Genomic DNA, 20524 nt, shown 5'->3' on the forward strand with positions numbered 1-20524 from the left:
CCAGAACTACTCAAGCGACGCGGATCAACCGGCGAGCACCTCGAGCAGCACCGGCCAGGCCTGCGTACCGAAGGCTGCGTCGGCCTCGTCGGAGCCGCCGCGAGCCATCGTCTGGCCGCCGGCCTTCGGGCGCTCACCCGGGAAGATGAACCGGTGCCCGGCCTGGGCACCGATCAACGTCCGTGTCTCCAGACTGCCGCGCCGCAACGCGATCTGCTCGGCGAACTCCACCGCCGGCCAGACCTTGTCGTCGTCACCGGCCAGCATCAGGAGCTCGCCCTGGAACCGCTCGGCCGGGATCCGTGCCGCCGCGGCCTCGGCCGGAAACATCTTCAGCCGGTGCCGATAACTGTCGACGTAGCTCGGCGGATCGTCGGCCGGCTCCCACGCCAGATCGAACGGGACGAACGGCAGCGGCTCACCCTGCCAGGTCCAGTGCGAGGTCTGTACGCCGTCCTCGATCCACGACCAGACATGAGCACCGGGCGCACACGCGACCACCACATCGATCCGCTCGTCCACCGTGCCGAGCAACAGCGCCGCCTCGGCACCGAACGAGCTACCGATCACGACCAGCCGGTCGTTGCGGGCCGCGAGCTCGTCCAGCGGGAACGACTCCAGCGGGACCTCGCTGACCCGCTCGTCGAACCACTTCGGTGCGAGGACGTCGTACCCCTGTGCCGTGAGGATCCTGGCCCGGTCCAGATCGGGCACCCCGCTCGAACCATGCAGCAGCAGGATCCCGGTGCTCACCCGACGACGACCTCGACCCGCTGGAACTCCTTGAGCTCCGTGTAGCCGGTCGTGGCCATCGCCCGCTTGAGCGCGCCGACCAGGTTCATCGTGCCGTCCGGCACCCAGGACGGGCCGAACAGGATCTCCTCCATCGTGCCGGTGACGCCGACCTCGACCCGCTCACCGCGCGGCAGATCCGCATGCCAGGCCTCGGCGCCCCAGTGGAATCCGCCACCGGGAGCATCGCTCGCGCGAGCCAGCGGCGATCCGACCATCACGGCGTCCGCGCCACACGCGATCGCCTTGGCCACGTCGCCGGACCGGCCGACCGAACCGTCGGCGATGACGTGCACGTAGCGGCCGCCCGACTCGTCCATGTAGTCCCGGCGGGCCGCCGCGACATCGGCGACCGCGGACGCCATCGGCACCGCGACACCGAGCACCTTGCGGGTCGTGTGCGCCGCGCCACCACCGAAGCCGACCAGTACGCCGGCTGCACCGGTCCGCATCAGGTGCAGCGCGGCCTGGTGGGTCGCGCACCCGCCGACGATCACCGGTACGTCGAGGTCGTAGATGAACTGCTTGAGGTTGAGCGGCTCCGCCTGACCGGACACGTGCTCGGCCGACACCGTCGTACCGCGGATGACGAACAGGTCGACGCCCGCGTCCACGACGTGCTTGGCGAACTGCTTGGTCCGCTGCGGCGACAACGCGCCGGCCACGGTGACCCCGGAATCGCGGATCTCCTGCACCCGCTGGGAGATCAGCTCGGGCTTGATCGGCGCCGAATAGATCTCCTGCAGCCGGTGCACGGCCTGCTCACGGCTGAGGCTGGTGATCTCCTCGAGCAGCGAGGTCGGGTCGTCGAAGCGGGTCCACAGACCTTCGAGGTTCAGTACGCCGAGACCGCCGGCCTTGCCGATCGCGATCGCGGTGGCCGGCGACATCACCGAGTCCATCGGCGCAGCCAGGATCGGCAGCTCGAACCGGTACGCGTCGATCTGCCAGGCGACCGAGACCTCCTCGGGATCCCGGGTGCGCCGCGACGGCACGATCGCGATGTCGTCGAACGCATACGCCTGCCGGCCCCGCTTGGCCCGGCCGATCTCGATCTCGGTCATGCCCCGCAGTTTAGGCCAACCAGGAACCCCGCCCGGCTACTGGGGAAACCCTGGATACCCGGGGCCGTGGAACCACCGGACTGTACGACGCCACCGGGATCGATGGTCGGAGCCTGGGGTGCGCCACCGGGTGGCAGGTTGCCATCTCACGCACTCAGCGGTCGAGAAGTTCCCCGACCCAGGTCTTCAGACCTGGGCACCGTTCCATCACGGCTTCGAGTCCAGCCTCGCGGATGACCTCGATCCCGTCGATGACCTTGTCGTAATCAGGCCAACGGCGCAGCACACGCTTGGACGGCGCGGTCTGGCGCGAGTCGTTCAGCAACTCGACGTCGTTACAACCGAAGCTGCTTCTGCCTGCAGCGCCTTCGCGACCGAGACATCACCGAGGAGCGATCCGGCCCCAAGCGCGGCGGCGATCACCCAGGTCTCGAACTCGTGGAGAACCACATGCGGCACGAATCGGGCACTGCCGATCGCCGCCGCCATAGCCTCTTTCCGCGTGTCGGCACAGCTGCGGGGTTGATGCGGACGGCGGCAGCAGTCCGAGCCCGGAGCGTTACGCGGGTAGGCGTAGAAGTCCACGAGGATGGAAACGCATCGGTAGTGGGACGAACCCAGCAGCCGTAACAGCTCTTCCTGGTAGTGCTTCCAGACCATGCCGCCGCCCTTGTACGTCGTACCGTCGGCGAGGCGGGCCGTCTTGACGATCACCGGCGTGACATAGGCACCGAAGGGTTGCAGATAAGGACCCAGGATCTCGGTGACGAATGCTGACTCGGTCTGTCCTTCGACCAGGATCGCGAGCTGGCGGTAGTCCGTCATCCACCCACCACACGCGGCGAATCATCAGGACGCGGCCGGCCACCGAGCAGGTTCTTCTCCCAGAGTTCGCCCAGCGAATACTCCGACAACCATTCCACCAGGGTGCTGGGATCCGGTCGCTGGATCTGCGTGCCGGTCCTGGTCCGCTCCACGATGGCGACCTCTTCGACGCTGAACTGCTCCAGCAACGTGACCGACTGGGTGGCGGCGACGACACGCCGATCCCTGGCCGCGCGGCGGAGTAACGCTGCGAGCTGGTGGATCGCGAAGGGGTGGAGACCGAGTTCTGGCTCGTCCAGAACCACCGTCCCCGGCGCGTTGTCCTGCAGCAGGAGCACCGCCAGGCAAACGAAGCGCAGTGTCCCGTCGCTGAGGTTGTCGGCGGAGAAGACCGAGTCCAGACCTCGCTCTCGCCACCTGAGCCGGATCGCGCCGCCTTCCTGCTCGAGCACGAAGTCATCGAAGTACGGCGCGACACCGCGCACAACGCGGACGATCCGTTGATAGCGGGCTGGATCGTCGGACCGAAGACGGAGAAGCACGGCGGCGATGTTCTGGGCATCCGGTGCCAGCGTGAGGTTGTCAGCAGGGTCGATACGGCGTTTGGGCGGCGCATCGGCGCTGGTGTCATCGAAGTGGAAGACCCGGCAACCTGCTACCAGATGGAGCACATAGGACGCTTTCGCCTCGGCAACAGCCTGGGCCCGCAGGCGGCTCTCCCGCGCGGTGCCGAGATCGGTCTCGTGTGGTCGCTCGTACTTCGAACGGTCGTGGAACATCGTTGTCTCGCGAATCAGGCCGAGGTCATCAGGACCCGCCTCGATCCTGACTTTGTAGCCGTTCGAGACATCCGCCTGCCACTCACCCCAGACCTCGATGTCGATCGCCGTCGGCGTCAGTGCAGGATCGGCAGTCCGGTGCAGGATCGCCGCAAACCCACCGCTTCTGAGGAGGTGGTCGTTCAGTTGCTGATCGATCACTCGTCCGAGCATCTCGAACGCGTCGACGACATTGCTCTTACCGGCGCCGTTCGGCCCCACCAGCAAGGTCACCGGGCTCGACAAGTCCAGGACGGCGTGGTCCAGCGAGGTGAGGCCACTCACCTTGATCTGCCGAAGCGGTACCTCTCCAGCCACAAATGCACCTTCCGTCACGCAGAGCGTAACAACGGAACCTTGTGATCCGACAAGTCACTCACCGAGCGGCTTGTCGGCTCGCAAGAGCTGGCCGTCAGGGTCAGCGGCCGGAGTAGTTCGGGGCTTCTACTGTCATTTGGATGTCGTGGGGGTGCGACTCCTGGAGGCCGGCCGAGGTGATGCGGACGAACTTGCCCTTGTCCTGGAGCTCGGGGATGGTGCGGGAGCCGCAGTACCACATCGACTGGCGGAGGCCGCCGATCAGCTGGTGGGCGACGGCGGAGAGCGGGCCGCGGTACGGCACCTGGCCCTCGACACCCTCGGCGATCAGCTTCTCGTCGCTGCCGACGTCGCTCTGGAAGTAGCGGTCCTTGGAGTACGACTTGCGCAGGCCGCCGGACTGCATCGCGCCGAGCGAGCCCATTCCGCGGTACGCCTTGAACTGCTTGCCGTTGATGAACACCAGGTCGCCCGGCGACTCCTCGCAACCGGCCAGCAGCGACCCGAGCATCACGGTGTCCGCGCCGGCCACGAGCGCCTTGGCGATGTCACCGGAGTACTGCAGTCCGCCGTCGCCGATCACCGGTACGCCGGCCGGCTTGCAGGCCAGCGAGGCCTCGTAGATCGCGGTGACCTGCGGCACGCCGACGCCGGACACGACCCGCGTCGTACAGATGGAGCCCGGTCCGACGCCGACCTTCACGCCGTCCGCGCCCGCGTCGACCAGTGCCTGGGCCCCGGCCCGGGTGCCGACGTTGCCGCCGACCACGTCGACGCCGTGGGTGGCCGGGTCGGCCTTGAGCTTGCGGATGATCTCCAGCTGGGCCTGGGAGTGACCGTGCGCGGTGTCCACCACGAGCAGGTCGACGCCGGCCTCGACGAGCGTCATCGCCCGCTTGTAGGCCTCGCCGAAGAAGCCGATCGCGCCGGCCACCCGGAGCCGCCCGGAGCTGTCCTTGGTGGACAGCGGGAACTGGTCGCGCTTGACGAAGTCCTTCAGCGTGATCAGGCCGGTCAGCTTGCCGTCGGCATCGACCAGCGGGAGCTTCTCCACCTTGTGCTTGCTGAGCAGCGCCATCGCGTCGTCCGCGGAGATGCCCTGCTTGCCGGTGATCAGCGGCTGCTTGGTCATCACCTCGTGCACCGGGCGGTCCTGGCTCGTCTCGAACCGCATGTCGCGGTTGGTGACGATGCCGACCAGCACGCCGGCCTTGTCCACCACCGGCACACCGGAGATCCGGTACTGCGCGCAGAGCGCGTCGGCCTCACCGATGGTCGCGTCCGGGCCGATCGTGATCGGCTGCGCGATCATGCCGGACTCGGACCGCTTGACCAGGTCGACGTGCTGGGCCTGGTCCTCGATCGACAGGTTGCGGTGCAGCACGCCCAGACCACCCTGGCGCGCCATCGCGATCGCCATCCGGGCCTCGGTGACGGTGTCCATCGCGCTGGACAGCAGCGGGATGTTCACCTCGATGTTGCGGCTGACCCGGGACCGGGTGTTGGCCTCGGACGGGATGACGTCGGACTCTTCGGGCTGCAGCAGCACGTCGTCGAAGGTCAGACCGAGTACGCCGAATTTGTCGGGAACTCCGGAGGGTGTGATGTCCATGAGGAAGGCAGGCACCTTTGCACGGCGAGAACGGGACCCCATCCTATGCCGGGAGCGCCGTGGAGCCTCAATCGGTCCTCCACAGGACGGCGCAAGGCCACGCCCACAGGCGCGGCCTTGCGCTCGCAGTACAGGTCAGTGCTCGTGCATCGGGCCGTTCAGGACGGTCAGGATCTGGCGCAGCGTCACCGGGGCCATCGAGCCGTGCGCCCGGGCGATCGCGGCGTGCTTGCCCTCGACGTACTTGCCGTTGGAGTGCTTGCCGGCCTGATACTTGCCCTTGGCCCAGCCGAGCGCGACCTTGCCGTTCGAGTGCTTGGCAGTCGGGTTGAGTGAGCCGCCGGAGTACTGCTCGAGCCTCGGCAGCTCGGTCGGCTCACCGGTCGGCACCGGCAGCAGCTCGCTGAGCAGCCCGGTGGTGCCGTCCCCGGCCGGCAGGTCCGCCGGCGTGCTGTCCTTGGTGTCGCTGGGCTGGGTGTCGCCGGACTGGGTGTCGCCACCGGGCAGGCTGTCATCCGGCTGCTCGGTCTGACCACCGTCACCGGCCTGAGCTCCGTCGCCGGTCTGAGCTCCGTCACCGGTCTGACCACCGTCACCGGTCTCCAGCTCACCCGATCCATCGCCCGGGCCGGCCGACGGATCCGTGCTCGGCACCGGCGTCGTGCTCGGGTCCGACGAACCCTCGCCGGTGGTGCCGTTGTCGCCACCGGCCGGCTTCGTGGGCTCACTGGTCGGGTCGCTCGGCGGCGGCGTGGTGGTCGTGTCGGTCGGCGGATCGGTCGGTGTCGTCGTCGGCGTGCTCGGCTCACCGGTCGGGTCGCTCGGCGGCGGGTCGCTCGGTGGCGGGTCACTGGGCGGATCGGTCGGCTGCGGATCCGACGGCTGGGTCGGCTGGACGACCGGCGGGTCGACCTTGGTGGTGGTCGGCAGCTGCGGCACCGGCGGGCGGGCCAGCGGCGGCGTGATGTCGATCGCGTTGCGCAGGTCTCCACCGGCCGCCGGGTCCTTCTGGTCCGCGGCGTCCTGGGCGGCCTGCTGCTCTTCCTGCTTCTTCTGGAAGTCCCTCTGGACCTTGACGATCTTCGTCTTGTCGAACGGCGCCAGCCCGTCCAGCTTCTCCTTCGGGACGGTGGTCTCCGGGCTCAGCCCGTCGACGACCTTCTCGATCACCTTCTCGTACGGCGACAGCGGGTCACCGTTGACGGCCGCGGCCACGCCCGAGATCGACAGTGCGGCCACCGCGGCGACGCCGAGCGCCAGTCCACGGGCCGCCATCTTGCGGGCGAACGGATCCATCGCCGGGTTCAGCGCAGCGCAGCGCGCCAGGAAACTCTCCGGGTCGTCGATCGTCTCCACCGGGAGTTCGTCCTCGACCTCGACCGCCAGCCGCAGTTCGGCCAGCAGCATCAGGGCCGGGTCGTGCTCGGCCGCCGCCCAGGCTGTCTCCCCACCGGCTGCGAGCAGGTCGAGCAGTGCGTCATCGGCTTCGATCGCGTCAAGATCAAAACGGTCAGCCATTTCGCTCCTCCCCGGCCCGTCGTTCCAACTTTGCCTCATGCCCCACAAACCCCCTGAGCGTGTTCAACGCTCGATGTTGTGCGACCCTCACCGCCCCCGGTGTCATCCCCAGTGCCCGGCCGGTCTCCTCGGCTGACATCCCCGCAACCACCCGGAGCCGCAGGATCTCCCGCAGTTTCTCCGGCAACTTGTCCATCAGGCCCATCACATGCCGCAGCTCCGCATACCGTACGGCGTGCTCCTCCGGCGTCGGCGATTCGTCCGCCCCGTCCGGCAGGTCCGGCGTCGACACATCCGCCACCGCGAACGCCCGCTGGGCATCGGCGACCTTCCTCGCCGCGATGCCGTACACGAACGCCTCGAACGGCCGCCCCTCGTCACGGTACCGGCCGAGTGCCCCGAACACCGCCACACAGACTTCCTGCGCGACGTCATCGACCATGTCGGCGCCACCAGGATAGGTCCACAGGCGCGACCGCACGTACCGGTGGGCAACGGCCCGGACCCGGGTGAGCAGATCGTTCAGCGCGGTCGGATCGCCGCTCCCCGCCAGTGCGGCGAGATCTCGCAGCTCGACCCGATCAGGGGTGTGCGGTGTTTGGACCTCGGTCACCTCGCCCCCCTCGTATCGGACCGGTCAGCCTGGAAGATAGTACGGCCGCCACCGCCCGTTGCATAGTGGCAACCAGTAATCGCTGAGCATCTTTCACTACAACCAGTCACCCCCGCAGGGGTACTCCGGAGTAGTCCCAAATCGTGATCAGAGACCGGCGAGTACCGGCGTACCGGGAAAAGCAGAACCGCCCGGCTGGTCCGAGGACCGAGCCGGGCAGTTCTGGTGTTGCCGGGTGAAGAATCAGTGACCGTGGCCGTGGCCGTGACCGGCTGCGGCGGGCTCTTCGTCTTCGGGCTTGTCGACGATCAGGGTCTCCGTGGTGAGCAGCAGGGCCGCGATCGAGCCGGCGTTGGCCAGCGCGGAACGGGTCACCTTGACCGGGTCCAGGACACCCTGGGCCAGCAGGTCGCCGTACTCGCCGGTGGCGGCGTTGAAGCCGCTGCCGACCTCGAGCTCCGCGACCTTGGCGGTCACGACGTAACCCTCGTAGCCACCGTTCTCGGCGATCCAGCGCAGCGGCTCGACGATCGCCTTGCGGACGATCCGGACGCCGGCGAGCTCGTCGCCCTCGAGGTCCAGGCCGTTCTCCAGCACCGCGGCGGCGTGGACGAGAGCGGAGCCGCCACCGGCGACGATGCCCTCCTCGATCGCCGCACGGGTCGCCGACACGGCGTCCTCGATGCGGTGCTTCTTCTCCTTCAGCTCGACCTCGGTGGCCGCGCCGACCTTGATCACGCAGACGCCGCCGGCCAGCTTGGCGAGGCGCTCCTGGAGCTTCTCGCGGTCCCAGTCGGAGTCGGTGCGCTCGATCTCGGCCTTGATCTGGTTCACCCGGCCGTCGATGTCGTCGGCCTTGCCGGCGCCCTCGACGACGGTGGTGTTGTCCTTGGTGACGACGATCCGCCGAGCGGTGCCGAGCACCTCCAGACCCACCTGGTCGAGCTTGAGGCCGACCTCGGGCGCGATCACCTGGGCGCCGGTCAGCGCGGCCAGGTCCTCGAGCATCGCCTTGCGGCGGTCGCCGAAGCCCGGCGCCTTGACGGCGACGGAGGTGAAGTTGCCGCGGATCTTGTTGACCACCAGGGTCGACAGGGCCTCGCCCTCGACGTCCTCGGCGATGATCAGCAGCGTCTTGCCCGACTGGACGACCTTCTCCAGCAGCGGCAGCAGGTCCGCGACAGCGGAGATCTTGCCCTGGTGGATCAGGATGTACGGGTCGTCCAGCACCGCTTCGCCACCCTCGGCGTCGGTGATGAAGTACGGCGAGATGAAGCCCTTGTCGAACTGCATGCCCTCGGTGAAGTCCAGCTCGGTGCCGAAGGTGTTCGACTCCTCGACGGTGATGACGCCGTCCTTGCCGACCTTGTCGAAGGCTTCCGCGATCAGCTGGCCGATCTCGGCGTCCCGGGCGGAGATGGTGGCGACGTGGGCCATGTCGCCCTTGTCGTCGACCGGCCGCGCGGTCTCGATCAGCCGGGCCGACACGGCCTCGACGGCCGCCTCGATGCCCTTCTTCAGACCCATCGGGTTGACCCCGGCGGCGACGGCCCGCAGGCCCTCGTGCACCAGTGCCTGGGCCAGCACCGTCGCGGTGGTGGTGCCGTCACCGGCGATGTCGTTGGTCTTGGTGGCAACCTCCTTGGCGAGCTGCGCGCCAAGGTTCTCGAACGGGTCGTCCAGCTCGACCTCACGGGCGACGGTGACACCGTCGTTGGTGATGGTCGGGGCGCCCCACTTCTTGTCCAGCACGACGTAGCGGCCCTTCGGCCCCAGCGTCACCTTCACCGTGTTCGCGAGCTTGTCGACGCCACGCTCAAGGGCGCGCCGCGCGTTCTCGTCGAACTCGAGGATCTTCGGCATGGAAAACTCTGTCCCTCTCTGGGTTACTGGCGATCATGGTGCCCGCGGGCAGAACCGACTCCGCTCCGGCGCCGGTGTTCCGGGCACCGGAGCGGTGTCAGTCAGCTGCTGCGAGCGATCGTCACTTGCTGACGATGGCGAGGATGTCGCGGGCGCCCAGGATCAGGTAGTCCTGGCCGTCGTACTTCACCTCGGTGCCGCCGTACTTGGAGTAGATGACCTTGTCACCGACGTTGACGTCCAGCGGGACACGGTTGCCGTTGTCGTCGATGCGGCCGGGCCCGGTCGCGATGACCTCGCCCTCCTGCGGCTTCTCCTTGGCGGTGTCCGGGATCACCAGGCCGGACTTCGTGGTCTGCTCGGCTTCGAGCGGCGCTACGAGGATACGGTCCTCGAGCGGCTTGATCGTGACCGACACTTGCTGACCTCCACGGTCGAGTTTCTCGTGTTTTCGGGGTGCTGCAGGCGGCCGTTCGCCTCTGCCGTCGCGGGGATCAGAGGCCGGGCCGCTGGCACCCTCGAGTGGAGAGTGCCAACACCGAATCTAGGCCGCGATTAGCACTCGGTCAACTCGAGTGCCAGAATCTCGCCCCCGGCGAACGCCGGCAGCAGCGTCACCGGGCCCGTACTTTCCGCAACCGACCCCTGGGCCGGGCGGTCCGGACGTGGGACCGTCTTGTCTGAAGGACTCCGCCGGGTTCGAACCAGGAGAGCACCATGGCCCTCTCACTGCGCAATCTCTCGTTCCGCAAACTGCCCCCGAAGGCGCTGGCCGTGCTCGCGGCGGTCCTGATCAGCGCGATCGTGGTCGCCGGTCTGGCCGCTGCCGGCAAGGACTCCCCGGACAAGAGTTCTGCGAGCGGGCCGGCCGGAGCGCCCGTAGTACAGGCTCCGCAGTCCTCCGCTGAGACGGACCAGGCGGAGACATTGGCAGCAGCTGCACTTGGGCAGTGTCAGTCGGCGCGGCTGGCGCCTGTCAGCAATGGGTGGGGTGTGCCGGTGCCGTCGGTTTCGGCGAGCGGCAGCACGAACTGCAACCTCATGTACGGCGACGATCCGCATCGTGGGTCCGCTACATCAGGCGATCCCGCTCTGGCCATCAAGGTTCTGCAGCGCAACCTCAACTACTGCTATGGCAGCCATCTGGCTGTCGACGGGATCTACGGCAGTAACACGCTCGCCGTAGTGAAGGCGGTGCAGCGCAAGCACAAGCTCACCGCTGACGGCATCTACGGTCCGAAGACCCGTTCAGCCATGAACTGGCGGCTGTTCAAGAACTCCACGCAGCAGTGGAGCACGGGCTGTTACAGCCCGCTGTAGTAGCCCAGGCAGACTTGGGTGGGTGACGCTGACTCTGCTGCTCGACCCGATCGGCAGGACAGTGCTGGCCGAGGCCTGCTCGGCGTACGCGCCAGGCGGTGAACTGCAGCTCGTCGAGAAGCTCAGACGCCGGTACGACGCTGCCGTGGTGACCGCTGCGATGACGCAGGCGTCGCTGCGGCATCGGGCCGTCGCCAAGTTCGGTGCAGAGGACGCGGCGCGGATGTACTTCACTCCTGATGGGCTGGAGCAAGCCACGCGTTCCACTGTCGGCACGCACCGAGCTGCGCGGATCGCTGCGACGCTGCCGGGTGCATCCGTGATCGACCTGGGGTGCGGGATCGGTGGAGACCTGATCAGCGCGGCACGGGCCGGCCTGCGGGTGACGGGCGTCGAGAGGGATCCGGAGACGGCTGCTGCGGCACGGGCGAACCTTGCGGCGCTAGGGCTGCCCGGCGAGGTGGTCGTGGGAGATGCGGAGGCGCAGGACGTCACGCAGTACGAGGTCGTGTTTGCTGATCCGGCGCGGCGGGCGGATGGGAGGCGGGTGTTCGACCACAACGCGTACTCGCCGCCGTGGTCCTTCATCAGCTCGCTGCTGGAACGGACTGCTTGCGTGAAGGTCGCACCTGGGATCCCACATGACGCAGTACCGGCAGGGGTGGAAGCGGAGTGGGTGAGCGACGCCGGGGAAGTCAAGGAGGCGGCGCTCTGGTCGGGGAAGCTCTACGGCGGTACTGCGCGACGCGCGACGCTGCTGCCGGGTGGAGCGAGTGTGGCGGCTGCACCGGAGGCTGTGGACGGTCCTGTTGGGCGGTACATCTACGAGCCGGATGGTGCCGTGGTGCGCGCCGGTCTTGTCACTGCGGTGGCTGAGGCTGTCGGTGGGTGGCTGTTGGATCTACGGATCGCGTATGTGACCGCTGATGCGTTGGTGGCGACGCCGCTTGCCTCTGCTTATGAGGTGGTGGAGGAGCTGCCCTACCGCGAGAAGGCGCTGCGGGCCTGGGTGCGGGCGGAGGGGATCGGGACCTTGGAGATCAAGAAGCGGGGGGTGGATGTGGACCCTGCGGTACTGCGTAAGCGGCTGGCGCCGAAGGGGTCGGCGAGCGCTACTCTCATCGTCACCCGGATCGGCCGGGACGCGGTCGCCTACTCCTGCCGGCGGGTCGCCGGCTGAGCGCAGTGCGGATTTGCGTTCGGAGTGTATTCGAATGTATCTTCGAACACATGAGCGAGTGCCCGGTCGGCCAGCCGACGGACGAGGTGCTGCGCCCGTTGCCGCTCCCGGCCGGGCACTCGCCGCTAATCGGTTGACCTGGAGCGCACTCCAGGTCGGAGGATGGGAGGCATGACTGCGTACGCACCCGCCGAAGCGTCCGAGCGCACCGGCCTCAGCCTGGACACACTCCGGTACTACGAACGCCTGGGCCTGTTCGGTCCGGTCGAGCGGACACCCGGTGGGCAACGGATCTACACCGAGCACGACGTCGCCTGGGTCGGCCTCCTGGTCTGCCTGCGCAACGCCGGCCTGGGGATCACCGACCTGCAACGCTTCATGGGCAAACTCCGCGACCGCGCGAACGGCAACGGCGACGTCGTCGAACTCCTCCAGGACAACCGCGCCCGCCTCCAGTCCGAAATCGCCAAAATGACCGTCGCCCTCAACGTCCTCGACGACAAAATCGCCTACTACAGCAAGCACTAACCCGACGAGGTCCTCGCCTTCCCCAGGCGTTCAGTCGAAGTAGGGGTAGCGGGGTTTGGCTGGTTGGCTGGCGGTGGTTAGGCGTTCTAGTTGGTCGGAGGTGAGGAACCAACCGGTGGCGCCGAGAAGGTCTTTGAGGTGGGTGGGGGTGCGAGCGCCGATGATGGGGGCGGTGACGGCCGGCTGCTGGATGAGCCAGCGGACGGCTACCTGGGGCATGGTGTGGGCGGTTTCCTTGGCGACTGCTTCGAGTTCGTCCAGGACGCGCCAAGTGTGCTCGGTCGCGTAGGCATCCCAGTCGTGGCTTCCGGGAGTAGCGAGTTTGCTCCCGGCGGGCGGTGCCGTCATACCGCGGTGGTAGGCGCCGGAGAGGAACCCGGAGCGGAGCGGGGACCAGGTGATGACGCCCAGGCCTTCGTTCCGGCAGACCGGGAGAAGCTCGAACTCGGGATCGCGGTCCAGCAGGTTGTAGAGCGGCTGCAGCGAGGCTGGCTGTTCCCAACCATGCTGCCGGCACAGGTCGACCGCCTTCTGCAGTTGCCAGCTCCGGAAGTTGCTGACCCCGAAGTGCCGCACCTTGCCCGACCGGACGAGACCGTCGAGGGTCGAGAGCGTCTCGGTCAGCGGCGTGTCCTTGTCCCACAGATGCGCCTGGTAGAGATCGATGTAGTCCGTCCCGAGCCGCCGGAGACTCGCGTCGACAGCCGCGATGAGGTGCTTCCGCGACAAGCCGCGGTCGTTCGGCCCAGGTCCCATCTCACCCCAGACCTTCGTCGCAATGACGAGTTCGTCCCGCCGCTGCCCCTTGAGCCAACCACCGACCACCTCCTCCGACTTCCCCGCACCGTAGACGTCAGCGGTGTCGATGAACGTCCCACCCGCCGCGACGAACTCGTCCAGGATCTCCACGCTGGCCCGCTCATCCGTCCGTTCACCGAACAACATCGCACCGAGGCAGAGCTCACTGACTTTCAGACCGGTTGATCCAAGGTTTCTGTACTCCATGCCCAGCACGCTAAAACCTGGAGCGCACACCAGTTCAAGCCCCCAGCAAGGAATTTCACTGGCTGCCTCACACCGACCCGGCTAGCGTCCACCCCGTGATCCCTTTGCAGGCTTGGCAATCCACGATCGGTGATCGCGAGGTCATCGAGCTCAAACCCGGCGTCTGGCGGGTCGGCGACCACATCCTCAAACGCATCTCGCCACTCGGCACCGCGAACCCCAGCACGAGACTCCTGCAGTACTGCGAGATCCTGGCGCACCTCGAGCGCTCAGGAATCCCGGTCGGCGTCCCCCACCCGACCGACGACGGCCACCCGTTCGCGGAGTACGAAGGTGAGCTCTACATCCTGAGCCCGTTCCTCGCTGGTCCGGACCCGGCCGAAAGTCAGGCGCAACTCGAGAGCAGTGGCGCGGCGATCGCCAGGCTCCACCAAGCCCTCGCGACCTGTCCGACCGAGATCGACTCTTGGCAGATCCACCTCGCCGAACGCACCTTCGGAGAGTCCTGGCCGGGATTGGAAGCGCGACTGCAGGCCGCCGAGTTCGAGCGGCTCTCGGCAGCGATCGACCCGATGCACGACGAGATGACCCGAGCGGTCGAGGGACTGCCGAGTCAGCGCATCCACGGCGACTGTCACGCGGGCAACATCTTGCTGACCGGCGACGAGGTGACCGGTTTCATCGACCTCGATCATCTTCCGATCGGGCCGCGGATGTACGACCTCGGGTACTTCCTGAGCTGCAGCCTGATCAGTTGCACCGACAGAGGCGAGGCTGCTGGAGATGCACTCGAACGTCTCAGCCGTCCGTTCTTCGCCGGCTACCGATCCGTCCTTCCGCTGACCGATGGCGAGGCGGAAGCGATCCTGCCGATCATGCTGTACGTCCAGCTGATCCTGGCCGACTGGTACCTGCAAGCCGGCATCTCCCACCGCGCCGACCGCGCTCTCCATTTCACCCGATGGGCAGCCGGCCTCCGCTGGCGCCCGTAACCGGTACAGCACCGCGGCACCTCTCCAGGACGGCGGCTTCTTGCTGAGGTAACTTCAGCGCAGCCGGGTGTTCACGTGGCCCGGGCAAGGTGTGGGTTGGAACCGGCCGGTCGCCGGCCGCTCGCTGGGGGCGAGGCGGCGTACGAAACGTCCCCAGCTTTCTGCCGCGCTCTTCCCCGCGCTGCAGCTCGGCTACCAGTGCGTCAGGCGGGAGCCGAGGCGGGCTTTCGCGATCGAGGCGATGCCGGAGACGAGTGGCGTTCGGCGATTCCAGGTCGGTAGTGGGTCGGTGCGATCCGGATCTGCCGTCAGCGCATCGCAGTCCGTCGAGCCCAGGGCCGCGGTGGTGAAGCGGTGGACGAGCGTGTTCCAGTCCGCTGTACGCCGGAGCATCGCGTGCTTCTCGCCTTCGACTGTCAGCATGGCAACTGGGATGCCACTGAGGCGGAGGCGGCGAGCATAGGCAGCGGTCTGACGTGGATCGGTGATGCGATCGAGCGTGCCGTGCGCGAAGACGACCGGCCCTCGCAGCGCGACAAGCGGTTCGCCCGGAGGAAGCCAGGGCGCGAGAGCGAGCACGCCTGAGACGAGCGGATGATTGCCTGCGGCAACTACTGCCCGCCCGCCCATAGAGTGCCCGATCAGCACGACGCGACGGATGCTCGCAGGCAGCCCGTCGAGCACCGCACGAAGATCCACAGCAGGTGATGCGTCCGAACCGTTCCACCCGCGATACCGGTACCGCATCAACCCAACAGCAGCATCAGGCGCAGCAGCACGAGCAACGCTCGCAAACGGCCACATCCGCAACAACGCAACCCGCCAGTCCCCCGCCCCCTTGAACGAATCCGCCTCACCCCCATGCGCCAGCAACACCAAATCCGTCGCCCCCGCAGGAGCGGCAATCAGATCCATCCCCGGCCCACGGGAAGGCAGGTGGCCGGGATCCGGGGAGCTTCCCTCGGCGGCAGTCATCCCTGCCCGTCGCCGCCGGCGCTCGCGGCGCTGCCGTTGGTGGTTGCAGGATCGCCGTACAGGGTGGTGGGGGTTTGGTGGACTGCTAGGAAGCGGGCTGGGTTGGGGAGGTCTTGGAAGCCGTAGGAGCGGTAGAGGTCGTGGGCGTCTGCGGTGGCGAGCATGGTGCGGCGGAGGCCTTGTAGGGATGGGTGTTCCAGCAGGGTCGACACCACGAAGCGGCCGAGGCCTTTGCCCTGGTGGGATGGGAGGACGAAGACGTCCGCGATCCAGGCGAAAGTCGCCCGATCGGTCACCGCGCGAGCGAAGGCGACCTGGGCACCGTCCGGTGCATAGACGCCGACGACGACCGAGTTGGCGATCGCCCGAGCCACCACCTCGCGGGGCACTCCTGGCGACCAGTACGCCGTACGCAAGAAGCCGTGCACGACATCAAGGTCCACGCGGGAAGCATCGTCGTCGGCGACGAAACCGGAATCAGCGACCCAGCGCATCAGTTGAGCACCGTGGTGATCGGCATCGACGAGTCGGCCGGCAGATCCAGCGGCGACGGAGCCTTGCCGGCGCGCACCAGCTCCGAACCGAGCGCGGCAACCATCGCACCGTTGTCGGTGCACAACCCAGGCCGCGGGACCCGTACGGCGATGCCTGCCTCGGCGCAGCGTTCTTCCGCCATCACCCGCAGCCGGGAGTTGGCCGCGACGCCACCGCCGATCAGCAGGTGTTCGTACCCACGGTCCTTGCAGGCGTCGATCGCCTTCCGGGTCAGCACGTCGCAGACCGCTTCCTGGAAGGCCGCCGCCACGTGGTTCACCGGCACCTCCTCGCCGTCGCGACGCTTCGCCTCGACCCACCGGGCGACCGCGGTCTTCAGGCCGGAGAAGGAGAAGTCGAACCGGTGCCGCTCCAGGTCGCGCTGGCTGGTCAGCCCGCGCGGGAACTTCACGTAGAGCCGGTCGCCACCGTCCCGTGCCGCCTTGTCGACATATGGACCTCCGGGGAACGGCAGGCCGAGCACCCGGGCGACCTTGTCGAACGCCTCCCCCGCGGCGTCGTCGATGGTCGACCCCATCGGCAGGACGCCCTCGGTGATGTCCTCGACGGCGAGGAGCGACGAGTGCCCACCGGACACGAGCATCGCCACGCAGCCCTTCGGCAGATCGCCGTGTTCCAAGGTGTCGACGGCAACGTGGGCGGCGAGGTGATTCACGCCGTACAAGGGCTTTTCGAGGGACAGCGCGAGTCCCTTGGCGGCGGCGACGCCGACCAGCAACGCGCCGGCGAGACCGGGGCCGCTGGTCACCGCGACCGCGTCGACGTCGCTGGGTTTGATCCCCGCTGTCTCGCAGGCGCGGCGGATCGTCGGCACCATCGCCTCGAGGTGCGCGCGACTGGCAACCTCCGGTACGACGCCGCCGAAGCGCGCGTGTTCCTCCACACTCGAGGCGATCGCGTCGGCGAGCAGCGTCTGCCCGCGGACGATGCCGACCCCGGTCTCGTCACACGACGTCTCGATGCCCAGGATCAGCGGCTCGTTCTCACTCATGGTCCTCCTGCCACCGCATGATGACGGCGTCCTCGCCGCCGGCGTAGTACCCGCGCCGCCGACTGATCTCGGTGAATCCGAACCCGCGGTACAACTCCGCCGCGGACTTGTTGCTCTCGGCAACTTCCAGCAGGACGGTACGCCCCGCACACCGCTGCAACGCGGCGCTCATCAGTTGCCGTCCGATGCCCGTACGCCGTTCCGCCGGCGCCACCGCGATCCGCAGCAGATCCACCGGATCCTCCGCACTCACCGGCACCAGCAACACGACGTACCCAACAACCTCCCCCTCATCCGCAACCAGAATCACCCGATCGCTTCCCAACCGGGCGAACTCGTCGCTCCAGGTCGCTGCGCTCCAAGTGTCACCGGTGAAGGAAGGCGGAGTGATCGAAGCATCGCCGCCGATGGCTGAGCTACCTACGGTCGCAGCTCGGCCGAAGCACAGCTGATCGAGGGTGGCGATCGGTTCCAGATCCGCAGTTGTCGCCGGGCGGATGTTGGGTCTCATAGGACGCTTTTGGGGCCGGCCGACAGGGTGACGTCGGGGCGGCGGAGGTAGAGCGGGTCGGGGGCGACGGTCTGCAGGGTGCCGGTGGCGACGCCGGTGGCGAGTGCTTCGGCTGATGGGTACTCGATGATCTCGGCACCCGTGCCGCGCCCGAGCGCCTCGGCGTACAGGGTGACGCCTCGGCCGGTGAGCGGCAGGCCGGCGAGGACGTGCGAGACGTCCGCGGGGCGGTCGACGGCAGGACCCTCGATGCGGCGGCGGCTGCCGTCCGCGGCGGGACTGTCGTAGAGCGCCCAGTAGATCTCCTTGCGCCGGGCATCCGTGGCGACCGCGACAGGCTGGTCGACCGGCGACTGCAGCGCGAGGATGTCGAGACTGCAGACGCCCACGACCTCGATCCCCAGTACGTCCGCCATCGTGCGCGCGGTGACCAGCCCAACCCGCAACCCGGTGAACGGCCCCGGCCCGACGCCTACAGCGATTCGCGTCAGATCACGTGGCGTGCAACCGGCCTTCGCCAACGCAGCAGCGATCGCCGGCGCCAGCAACTCGCCGTGCCGCAAGGCATCGACGGTCGACGACGAGGCAAGCACCTCACCGGTAGGCGACGCCAGCGCGACGGTCACCGCAGCACTGGACGTGTCGAACGCAAGCAGCATCTCAGTCCCTCACCAAAGAAAGGTTCACACCGGTCTCGGCCCAGCGCCGGCCGACCGGGGTGACGCGCAGGTCGCGAGTCTCGTCGGTGTCGTCGTCGCCCCGGGTCACCACGATGTCGAGCCGGTCCGCGGCCAGTGTCTCCGCCAGCCCGTGCCCCCATTCGACCACGGTCACCGCGTCGTCCAGGCTCGCGTCCAGATCGAGATCGTCCAGCTCGGCGATCCCACCCAGCCGATAAGCGTCGACATGCACCAGCGCCGGCCCACCCGATAGCGACGGATGCACCCGCGAGATCACGAACGTCGGCGAGGTGATGTCGCCACGCACCTTCAGTCCCGCGCCGAGCCCCTGCGTGAACGTCGTCTTCCCCGCGCCGAGATCACCGGACAGCACCAGTACGTCGCCCGCCCGCAGTTGTCCGGCGATCTCCTCGCCGGCCGACCGCATCTCGTCGGCAGTCGGGATGGTCAGCTCAAGCGGCATCGCCTTCGCGTAGATCAGATCGTGCCCGCGCTGCTCCACCACGGAGTACCCGCGCCGCCGCCAGAACTCGACCGTCTCCGGCAACTCCTCGCGGGCAACCAGCCGAACCCGCCGCAACCCACGCAACCGAGCAGCATCCTCCGCACATCCGACCATCGCCGAAGCGACCCCGCGCCCCTGGAACCGCGGATTCACCGAAACCCGCCGCAACCCGAGCACGTCACCGGCCACGTCGAAGAGCATCGCCCCAGCCGGTACGCCGTCGATGCGCGCGAGCAGGCCGCCATGCTGAGCGACCGCCGCACCGACTGTCGAGGCGTTCTCGGACAACGCGGTGGACGGCGGATCGAGAACCCGCCGGGCCGCGAAGGCATGGTGGATCACCGTCACGATCTCGTCGACGGTCTCGGCCGTGGCATCCACCACGTGCAGATCGGTCATCGCTTCCTCAAGTTCTCGAACGGCAACGGCTCAGTTAGGGCCCAGCGACTGCTCGGCCCGTTCGATCATCCCAAGCAGCGCCGCGGTGAATTCACGGTGGTGCTCGATCAACCCCAGATGGCCGCAGTTCTTCACCTCGACCAGCTCCGCGCCGGGCACGTGCCGGACGATCTCCTCGGAGTGCTCGAACGGCGTCAGATGATCGGAATCGCCCCCGACCACCACGCACTCCACCTTCTGCAGCGGCTCCAGCGCGCTGTACTTGTTGTGCAGCGCGAAGATCGGGTAGAACTCCGCGATCACCGAGATCGGCGTCGCGGCGATCATCTCGTTGACGAACTCGGTGAACGACGGCGGCACCTCGGAGCCGAACGAGTACTTCCTGGTCAGCAGGTAGCTGATGTCCGTACCGGCCTTGCGGCCGCGCTCGACGACATCGGGGATCCGGGCCAGCGCGGCGACGGTCGGGGTGGCCAACCGGCGTACCAGCATGCCTGCTCTGCCGGGCAGCGCGATCGGGGTCTGGTCGAGACGGCCGGCGCTGGTCGAGCACAGGCCGACGCCGATGATCCGGTCGCCGAAGATCTCCGGGTGCTGCTCGGCCATCGCCATGATCGACATGCCACCCATCGAGTGGCCGATCAGGATCACCGGACCCGTCGGCGCGTACTCCTCGAGGATCCCGTAGAGGTCGCGGCCGAGCTGGTCGATGCTGACGTGCTCCTTGGGCGACCGCCCGGAGCGGCCGTGCGAGCGCTGGTCGTAGAAGACCATCGTGCCGATCCCGGCCAGGTCGCGGCGCTCGAAGTGCCAGCAGTCCATGTTCAGGCCGTACCCGTGCGCGAAGATCAGCGTCAGGTCCTCGGGCCCCTCCGGTGCCTTCCGCCGCAGCCGCCGCTTCGGCGGTGCGGCCGGCCGGCGAGACCTCCGCAGCTCGTCGACCTCCACGTACAGCTCGACACCGTCGTCGGCGGTGAAGACGTGCGGCGTACCGCGCAGCGATCCGAACGGCTCCGCCTCCAGCTGGGCGCGCTGGCCCGATCGGCGGCCGATCACCTGTCGCTCGACGGCGACGCCGGCGGCCGCACCGGCCGCCAGCACTCCGACCGCGGCGCCGATCAACCCCGCGGTCCGTCCTGCCTTCGACATCAGCCGGTCGCCTCCGCGGTGTCGACGTACCGCCGCGGCACCCGGGCGCCGAGGCGGGTCACGATCTCGTAGTTGATGGTCCCGGCCGCGTCCGCCCAGTCGTCCGCGGTCGGCTCACCGGCCGATCCCGCCCCGAACAGTACGACGGCGTCGCCGGCCACCGCCGGGTCGTCCTCGAGATTGACCACACACTGGTCCATGCAGATCCGAGAACGTGTCGTACGGATGGTGCACGAGGACGTCGCGCTGCTTGAGCGCGTGGAAGAGGTCGGCCGGGTTGGAGGTCTCCACCTCGGGCAGGTGCGGGTGCG

23 protein-coding genes are annotated in these 20524 nt (G+C 68.1%); 4 read left to right on the plus strand and 19 right to left on the minus strand.

Translation table 11 applies throughout. The features are described 5' to 3' along the window. Nucleotides 1-24 precede the first annotated feature (24 nt). The 10 genes from ABZ004_RS39470 to groES all read right to left on the minus strand — a co-directional run bounded on the left by ABZ004_RS39470 (nt 25) and on the right by groES (nt 9841). Entirely contained in the window at nt 25-753 is a 729-nt protein-coding gene (locus tag ABZ004_RS39470; protein WP_355687278.1) for an acyl-CoA thioester hydrolase/BAAT C-terminal domain-containing protein, read from the minus strand. After that, complete coding sequence (locus ABZ004_RS39475) at nt 750-1856, minus strand: GuaB3 family IMP dehydrogenase-related protein (RefSeq protein WP_355687279.1); 1107 nt, start codon at nt 1854-1856, stop codon at nt 750-752. The genes ABZ004_RS39470 and ABZ004_RS39475 overlap by 4 nt, the downstream gene beginning before the upstream one ends. A gap of 154 nt (nt 1857-2010) precedes the next feature. Next, the gene (locus tag ABZ004_RS39480) at nt 2011-2181 is read right to left on the minus strand and encodes a DUF4276 family protein (RefSeq protein WP_355687281.1); all 171 of its coding nucleotides are present in this window, start codon (nt 2179-2181) and stop codon (nt 2011-2013) included. Continuing rightward, complete coding sequence (locus ABZ004_RS39485) at nt 2175-2681, minus strand: DUF4276 family protein (protein ID WP_355687282.1); 507 nt, start codon at nt 2679-2681, stop codon at nt 2175-2177. The genes ABZ004_RS39480 and ABZ004_RS39485 overlap by 7 nt, the downstream gene beginning before the upstream one ends. Next, nucleotides 2678-3817 carry an AAA family ATPase gene (locus ABZ004_RS39490; RefSeq protein ID WP_355687284.1) on the minus strand — a complete coding sequence of 380 codons (1140 nt, stop codon included), beginning with the start codon at nt 3815-3817 and terminating at the stop codon, nt 2678-2680. Before ABZ004_RS39490 ends, ABZ004_RS39485 begins: the two co-directional genes overlap by 4 nt. Before the next feature lie 100 nt (nt 3818-3917). Next, nucleotides 3918-5429, minus strand: coding sequence for an IMP dehydrogenase (gene guaB, locus ABZ004_RS39495; protein ID WP_355687286.1), 1512 nt, complete (start codon nt 5427-5429; stop codon nt 3918-3920). Between the two features lie 135 nt (nt 5430-5564). After that, entirely contained in the window at nt 5565-6947 is a 1383-nt protein-coding gene (locus ABZ004_RS39500; protein ID WP_355687287.1) for a hypothetical protein, read from the minus strand. Continuing rightward, a complete protein-coding gene (gene shbA, locus ABZ004_RS39505; protein ID WP_355687289.1) occupies nt 6940-7560 on the minus strand; it encodes an RNA polymerase sigma factor ShbA in 621 nt (206 codons plus the stop codon). Before shbA ends, ABZ004_RS39500 begins: the two co-directional genes overlap by 8 nt. 243 nt (nt 7561-7803) lie before the next feature. Continuing rightward, on the minus strand, nt 7804-9423 hold the full coding sequence (gene groL, locus ABZ004_RS39510) for a chaperonin GroEL (RefSeq protein ID WP_355687291.1): 1620 nt from the start codon (nt 9421-9423) through the stop codon (nt 7804-7806). Nucleotides 9424-9544: 121 nt separating this feature from the next. Further along, entirely contained in the window at nt 9545-9841 is a 297-nt protein-coding gene (gene groES, locus ABZ004_RS39515) for a co-chaperone GroES (protein ID WP_112243007.1), read from the minus strand. Nucleotides 9842-10140: 299 nt separating this feature from the next. On the opposite strand from groES, the gene ABZ004_RS39520 reads away from it, so the two are divergent. From ABZ004_RS39520 to ABZ004_RS39530, 3 genes are all read left to right on the plus strand, one after another. Further along, nucleotides 10141-10743, plus strand: a complete 603-nt coding sequence (locus ABZ004_RS39520; protein ID WP_355687293.1) for a peptidoglycan-binding domain-containing protein — start codon at nt 10141-10143, stop codon at nt 10741-10743. A gap of 22 nt (nt 10744-10765) precedes the next feature. Beyond that, entirely contained in the window at nt 10766-11923 is a 1158-nt protein-coding gene (locus tag ABZ004_RS39525; protein WP_355687294.1) for a class I SAM-dependent methyltransferase, read from the plus strand. Nucleotides 11924-12094: 171 nt separating this feature from the next. Then, a complete protein-coding gene (locus ABZ004_RS39530; RefSeq protein WP_355687296.1) occupies nt 12095-12451 on the plus strand; it encodes a MerR family transcriptional regulator in 357 nt (118 codons plus the stop codon). A 30-nt stretch (nt 12452-12481) separates the two neighbouring features. Here the strand turns inward: ABZ004_RS39530 and ABZ004_RS39535 are convergent, their stop codons facing one another. Next, nucleotides 12482-13456, minus strand: a complete 975-nt coding sequence (locus ABZ004_RS39535) for an aldo/keto reductase (RefSeq protein WP_355687298.1) — start codon at nt 13454-13456, stop codon at nt 12482-12484. Nucleotides 13457-13551: 95 nt separating this feature from the next. On the opposite strand from ABZ004_RS39535, the gene ABZ004_RS39540 reads away from it, so the two are divergent. Further along, on the plus strand, nt 13552-14448 hold the full coding sequence (locus tag ABZ004_RS39540; protein ID WP_355687299.1) for a phosphotransferase: 897 nt from the start codon (nt 13552-13554) through the stop codon (nt 14446-14448). Between the two features lie 192 nt (nt 14449-14640). On the opposite strand, the gene ABZ004_RS39545 is transcribed toward ABZ004_RS39540, so the two are convergent. Genes ABZ004_RS39545 through ABZ004_RS39580 form a run of 8 tightly spaced genes read right to left on the minus strand, consistent with a single transcriptional unit; the run spans nt 14641 to nt 20440 of the window. Next, nucleotides 14641-15363 (minus strand): alpha/beta fold hydrolase, encoded by a 723-nt coding sequence (locus ABZ004_RS39545; protein WP_355687301.1) that lies wholly within the window; start codon nt 15361-15363, stop codon nt 14641-14643. Nucleotides 15364-15419: 56 nt separating this feature from the next. After that, nucleotides 15420-15917 (minus strand): GNAT family N-acetyltransferase, encoded by a 498-nt coding sequence (locus ABZ004_RS39550; protein ID WP_355687303.1) that lies wholly within the window; start codon nt 15915-15917, stop codon nt 15420-15422. Further along, nucleotides 15917-16969, minus strand: a complete 1053-nt coding sequence (gene tsaD, locus ABZ004_RS39555) for a tRNA (adenosine(37)-N6)-threonylcarbamoyltransferase complex transferase subunit TsaD (protein ID WP_355687304.1) — start codon at nt 16967-16969, stop codon at nt 15917-15919. Before tsaD ends, ABZ004_RS39550 begins: the two co-directional genes overlap by 1 nt. Further along, complete coding sequence (locus ABZ004_RS39560; RefSeq protein WP_355687306.1) at nt 16962-17480, minus strand: GNAT family N-acetyltransferase; 519 nt, start codon at nt 17478-17480, stop codon at nt 16962-16964. The genes tsaD and ABZ004_RS39560 overlap by 8 nt, the downstream gene beginning before the upstream one ends. Continuing rightward, complete coding sequence (gene tsaB / locus ABZ004_RS39565; RefSeq protein WP_355687308.1) at nt 17477-18139, minus strand: tRNA (adenosine(37)-N6)-threonylcarbamoyltransferase complex dimerization subunit type 1 TsaB; 663 nt, start codon at nt 18137-18139, stop codon at nt 17477-17479. The genes ABZ004_RS39560 and tsaB overlap by 4 nt, the downstream gene beginning before the upstream one ends. A 1-nt stretch (nt 18140) precedes the next feature. After that, nucleotides 18141-19064, minus strand: coding sequence for a tRNA (adenosine(37)-N6)-threonylcarbamoyltransferase complex ATPase subunit type 1 TsaE (tsaE, locus tag ABZ004_RS39570; protein WP_355687310.1), 924 nt, complete (start codon nt 19062-19064; stop codon nt 18141-18143). 30 nt (nt 19065-19094) lie between these two features. Further along, on the minus strand, nt 19095-20213 hold the full coding sequence (locus ABZ004_RS39575) for an alpha/beta hydrolase (RefSeq protein ID WP_355687312.1): 1119 nt from the start codon (nt 20211-20213) through the stop codon (nt 19095-19097). After that, complete coding sequence (locus ABZ004_RS39580) at nt 20213-20440, minus strand: alanine racemase C-terminal domain-containing protein (RefSeq protein ID WP_355687314.1); 228 nt, start codon at nt 20438-20440, stop codon at nt 20213-20215. The genes ABZ004_RS39575 and ABZ004_RS39580 overlap by 1 nt, the downstream gene beginning before the upstream one ends. Nucleotides 20441-20524: the final 84 nt, after the last annotated feature.

Origin of the sequence: Kribbella sp. NPDC006257, assembly GCF_040613535.1 — a bacterium.
GTDB lineage: Bacteria > Actinomycetota > Actinomycetes > Propionibacteriales > Kribbellaceae > Kribbella.

Bases quoted from the DNA above. Each gene is read 5' to 3' on its own strand.
- ABZ004_RS39475 (WP_355687279.1), bottom strand. From the start codon at position 1,856: ATGACCGAGATCGAGATCGGCCGGGCCAAGCGGGGCCGGCAGGCGTAT.
- ABZ004_RS39485 (WP_355687282.1), bottom strand. From the start codon at position 2,681: ATGACGGACTACCGCCAGCTCGCGATCCTGGTCGAAGGACAGACCGAG.
- guaB (WP_355687286.1), bottom strand. From the start codon at position 5,429: ATGGACATCACACCCTCCGGAGTTCCCGACAAATTCGGCGTACTCGGT.
- ABZ004_RS39500 (WP_355687287.1), bottom strand. From the start codon at position 6,947: ATGGCTGACCGTTTTGATCTTGACGCGATCGAAGCCGATGACGCACTG.
- groL (WP_355687291.1), bottom strand. From the start codon at position 9,423: ATGCCGAAGATCCTCGAGTTCGACGAGAACGCGCGGCGCGCCCTTGAG.
- ABZ004_RS39520 (WP_355687293.1), top strand. From the start codon at position 10,141: ATGGCCCTCTCACTGCGCAATCTCTCGTTCCGCAAACTGCCCCCGAAG.
- ABZ004_RS39530 (WP_355687296.1), top strand. From the start codon at position 12,095: ATGACTGCGTACGCACCCGCCGAAGCGTCCGAGCGCACCGGCCTCAGC.
- ABZ004_RS39535 (WP_355687298.1), bottom strand. From the start codon at position 13,456: ATGGAGTACAGAAACCTTGGATCAACCGGTCTGAAAGTCAGTGAGCTC.
- ABZ004_RS39545 (WP_355687301.1), bottom strand. From the start codon at position 15,363: ATGGATCTGATTGCCGCTCCTGCGGGGGCGACGGATTTGGTGTTGCTG.
- ABZ004_RS39550 (WP_355687303.1), bottom strand. From the start codon at position 15,917: ATGCGCTGGGTCGCTGATTCCGGTTTCGTCGCCGACGACGATGCTTCC.
- tsaD (WP_355687304.1), bottom strand. From the start codon at position 16,969: ATGAGTGAGAACGAGCCGCTGATCCTGGGCATCGAGACGTCGTGTGAC.
- ABZ004_RS39560 (WP_355687306.1), bottom strand. From the start codon at position 17,480: ATGAGACCCAACATCCGCCCGGCGACAACTGCGGATCTGGAACCGATC.
- tsaB (WP_355687308.1), bottom strand. From the start codon at position 18,139: ATGCTGCTTGCGTTCGACACGTCCAGTGCTGCGGTGACCGTCGCGCTG.
- tsaE (WP_355687310.1), bottom strand. From the start codon at position 19,064: ATGACCGATCTGCACGTGGTGGATGCCACGGCCGAGACCGTCGACGAG.
- ABZ004_RS39575 (WP_355687312.1), bottom strand. From the start codon at position 20,213: ATGTCGAAGGCAGGACGGACCGCGGGGTTGATCGGCGCCGCGGTCGGA.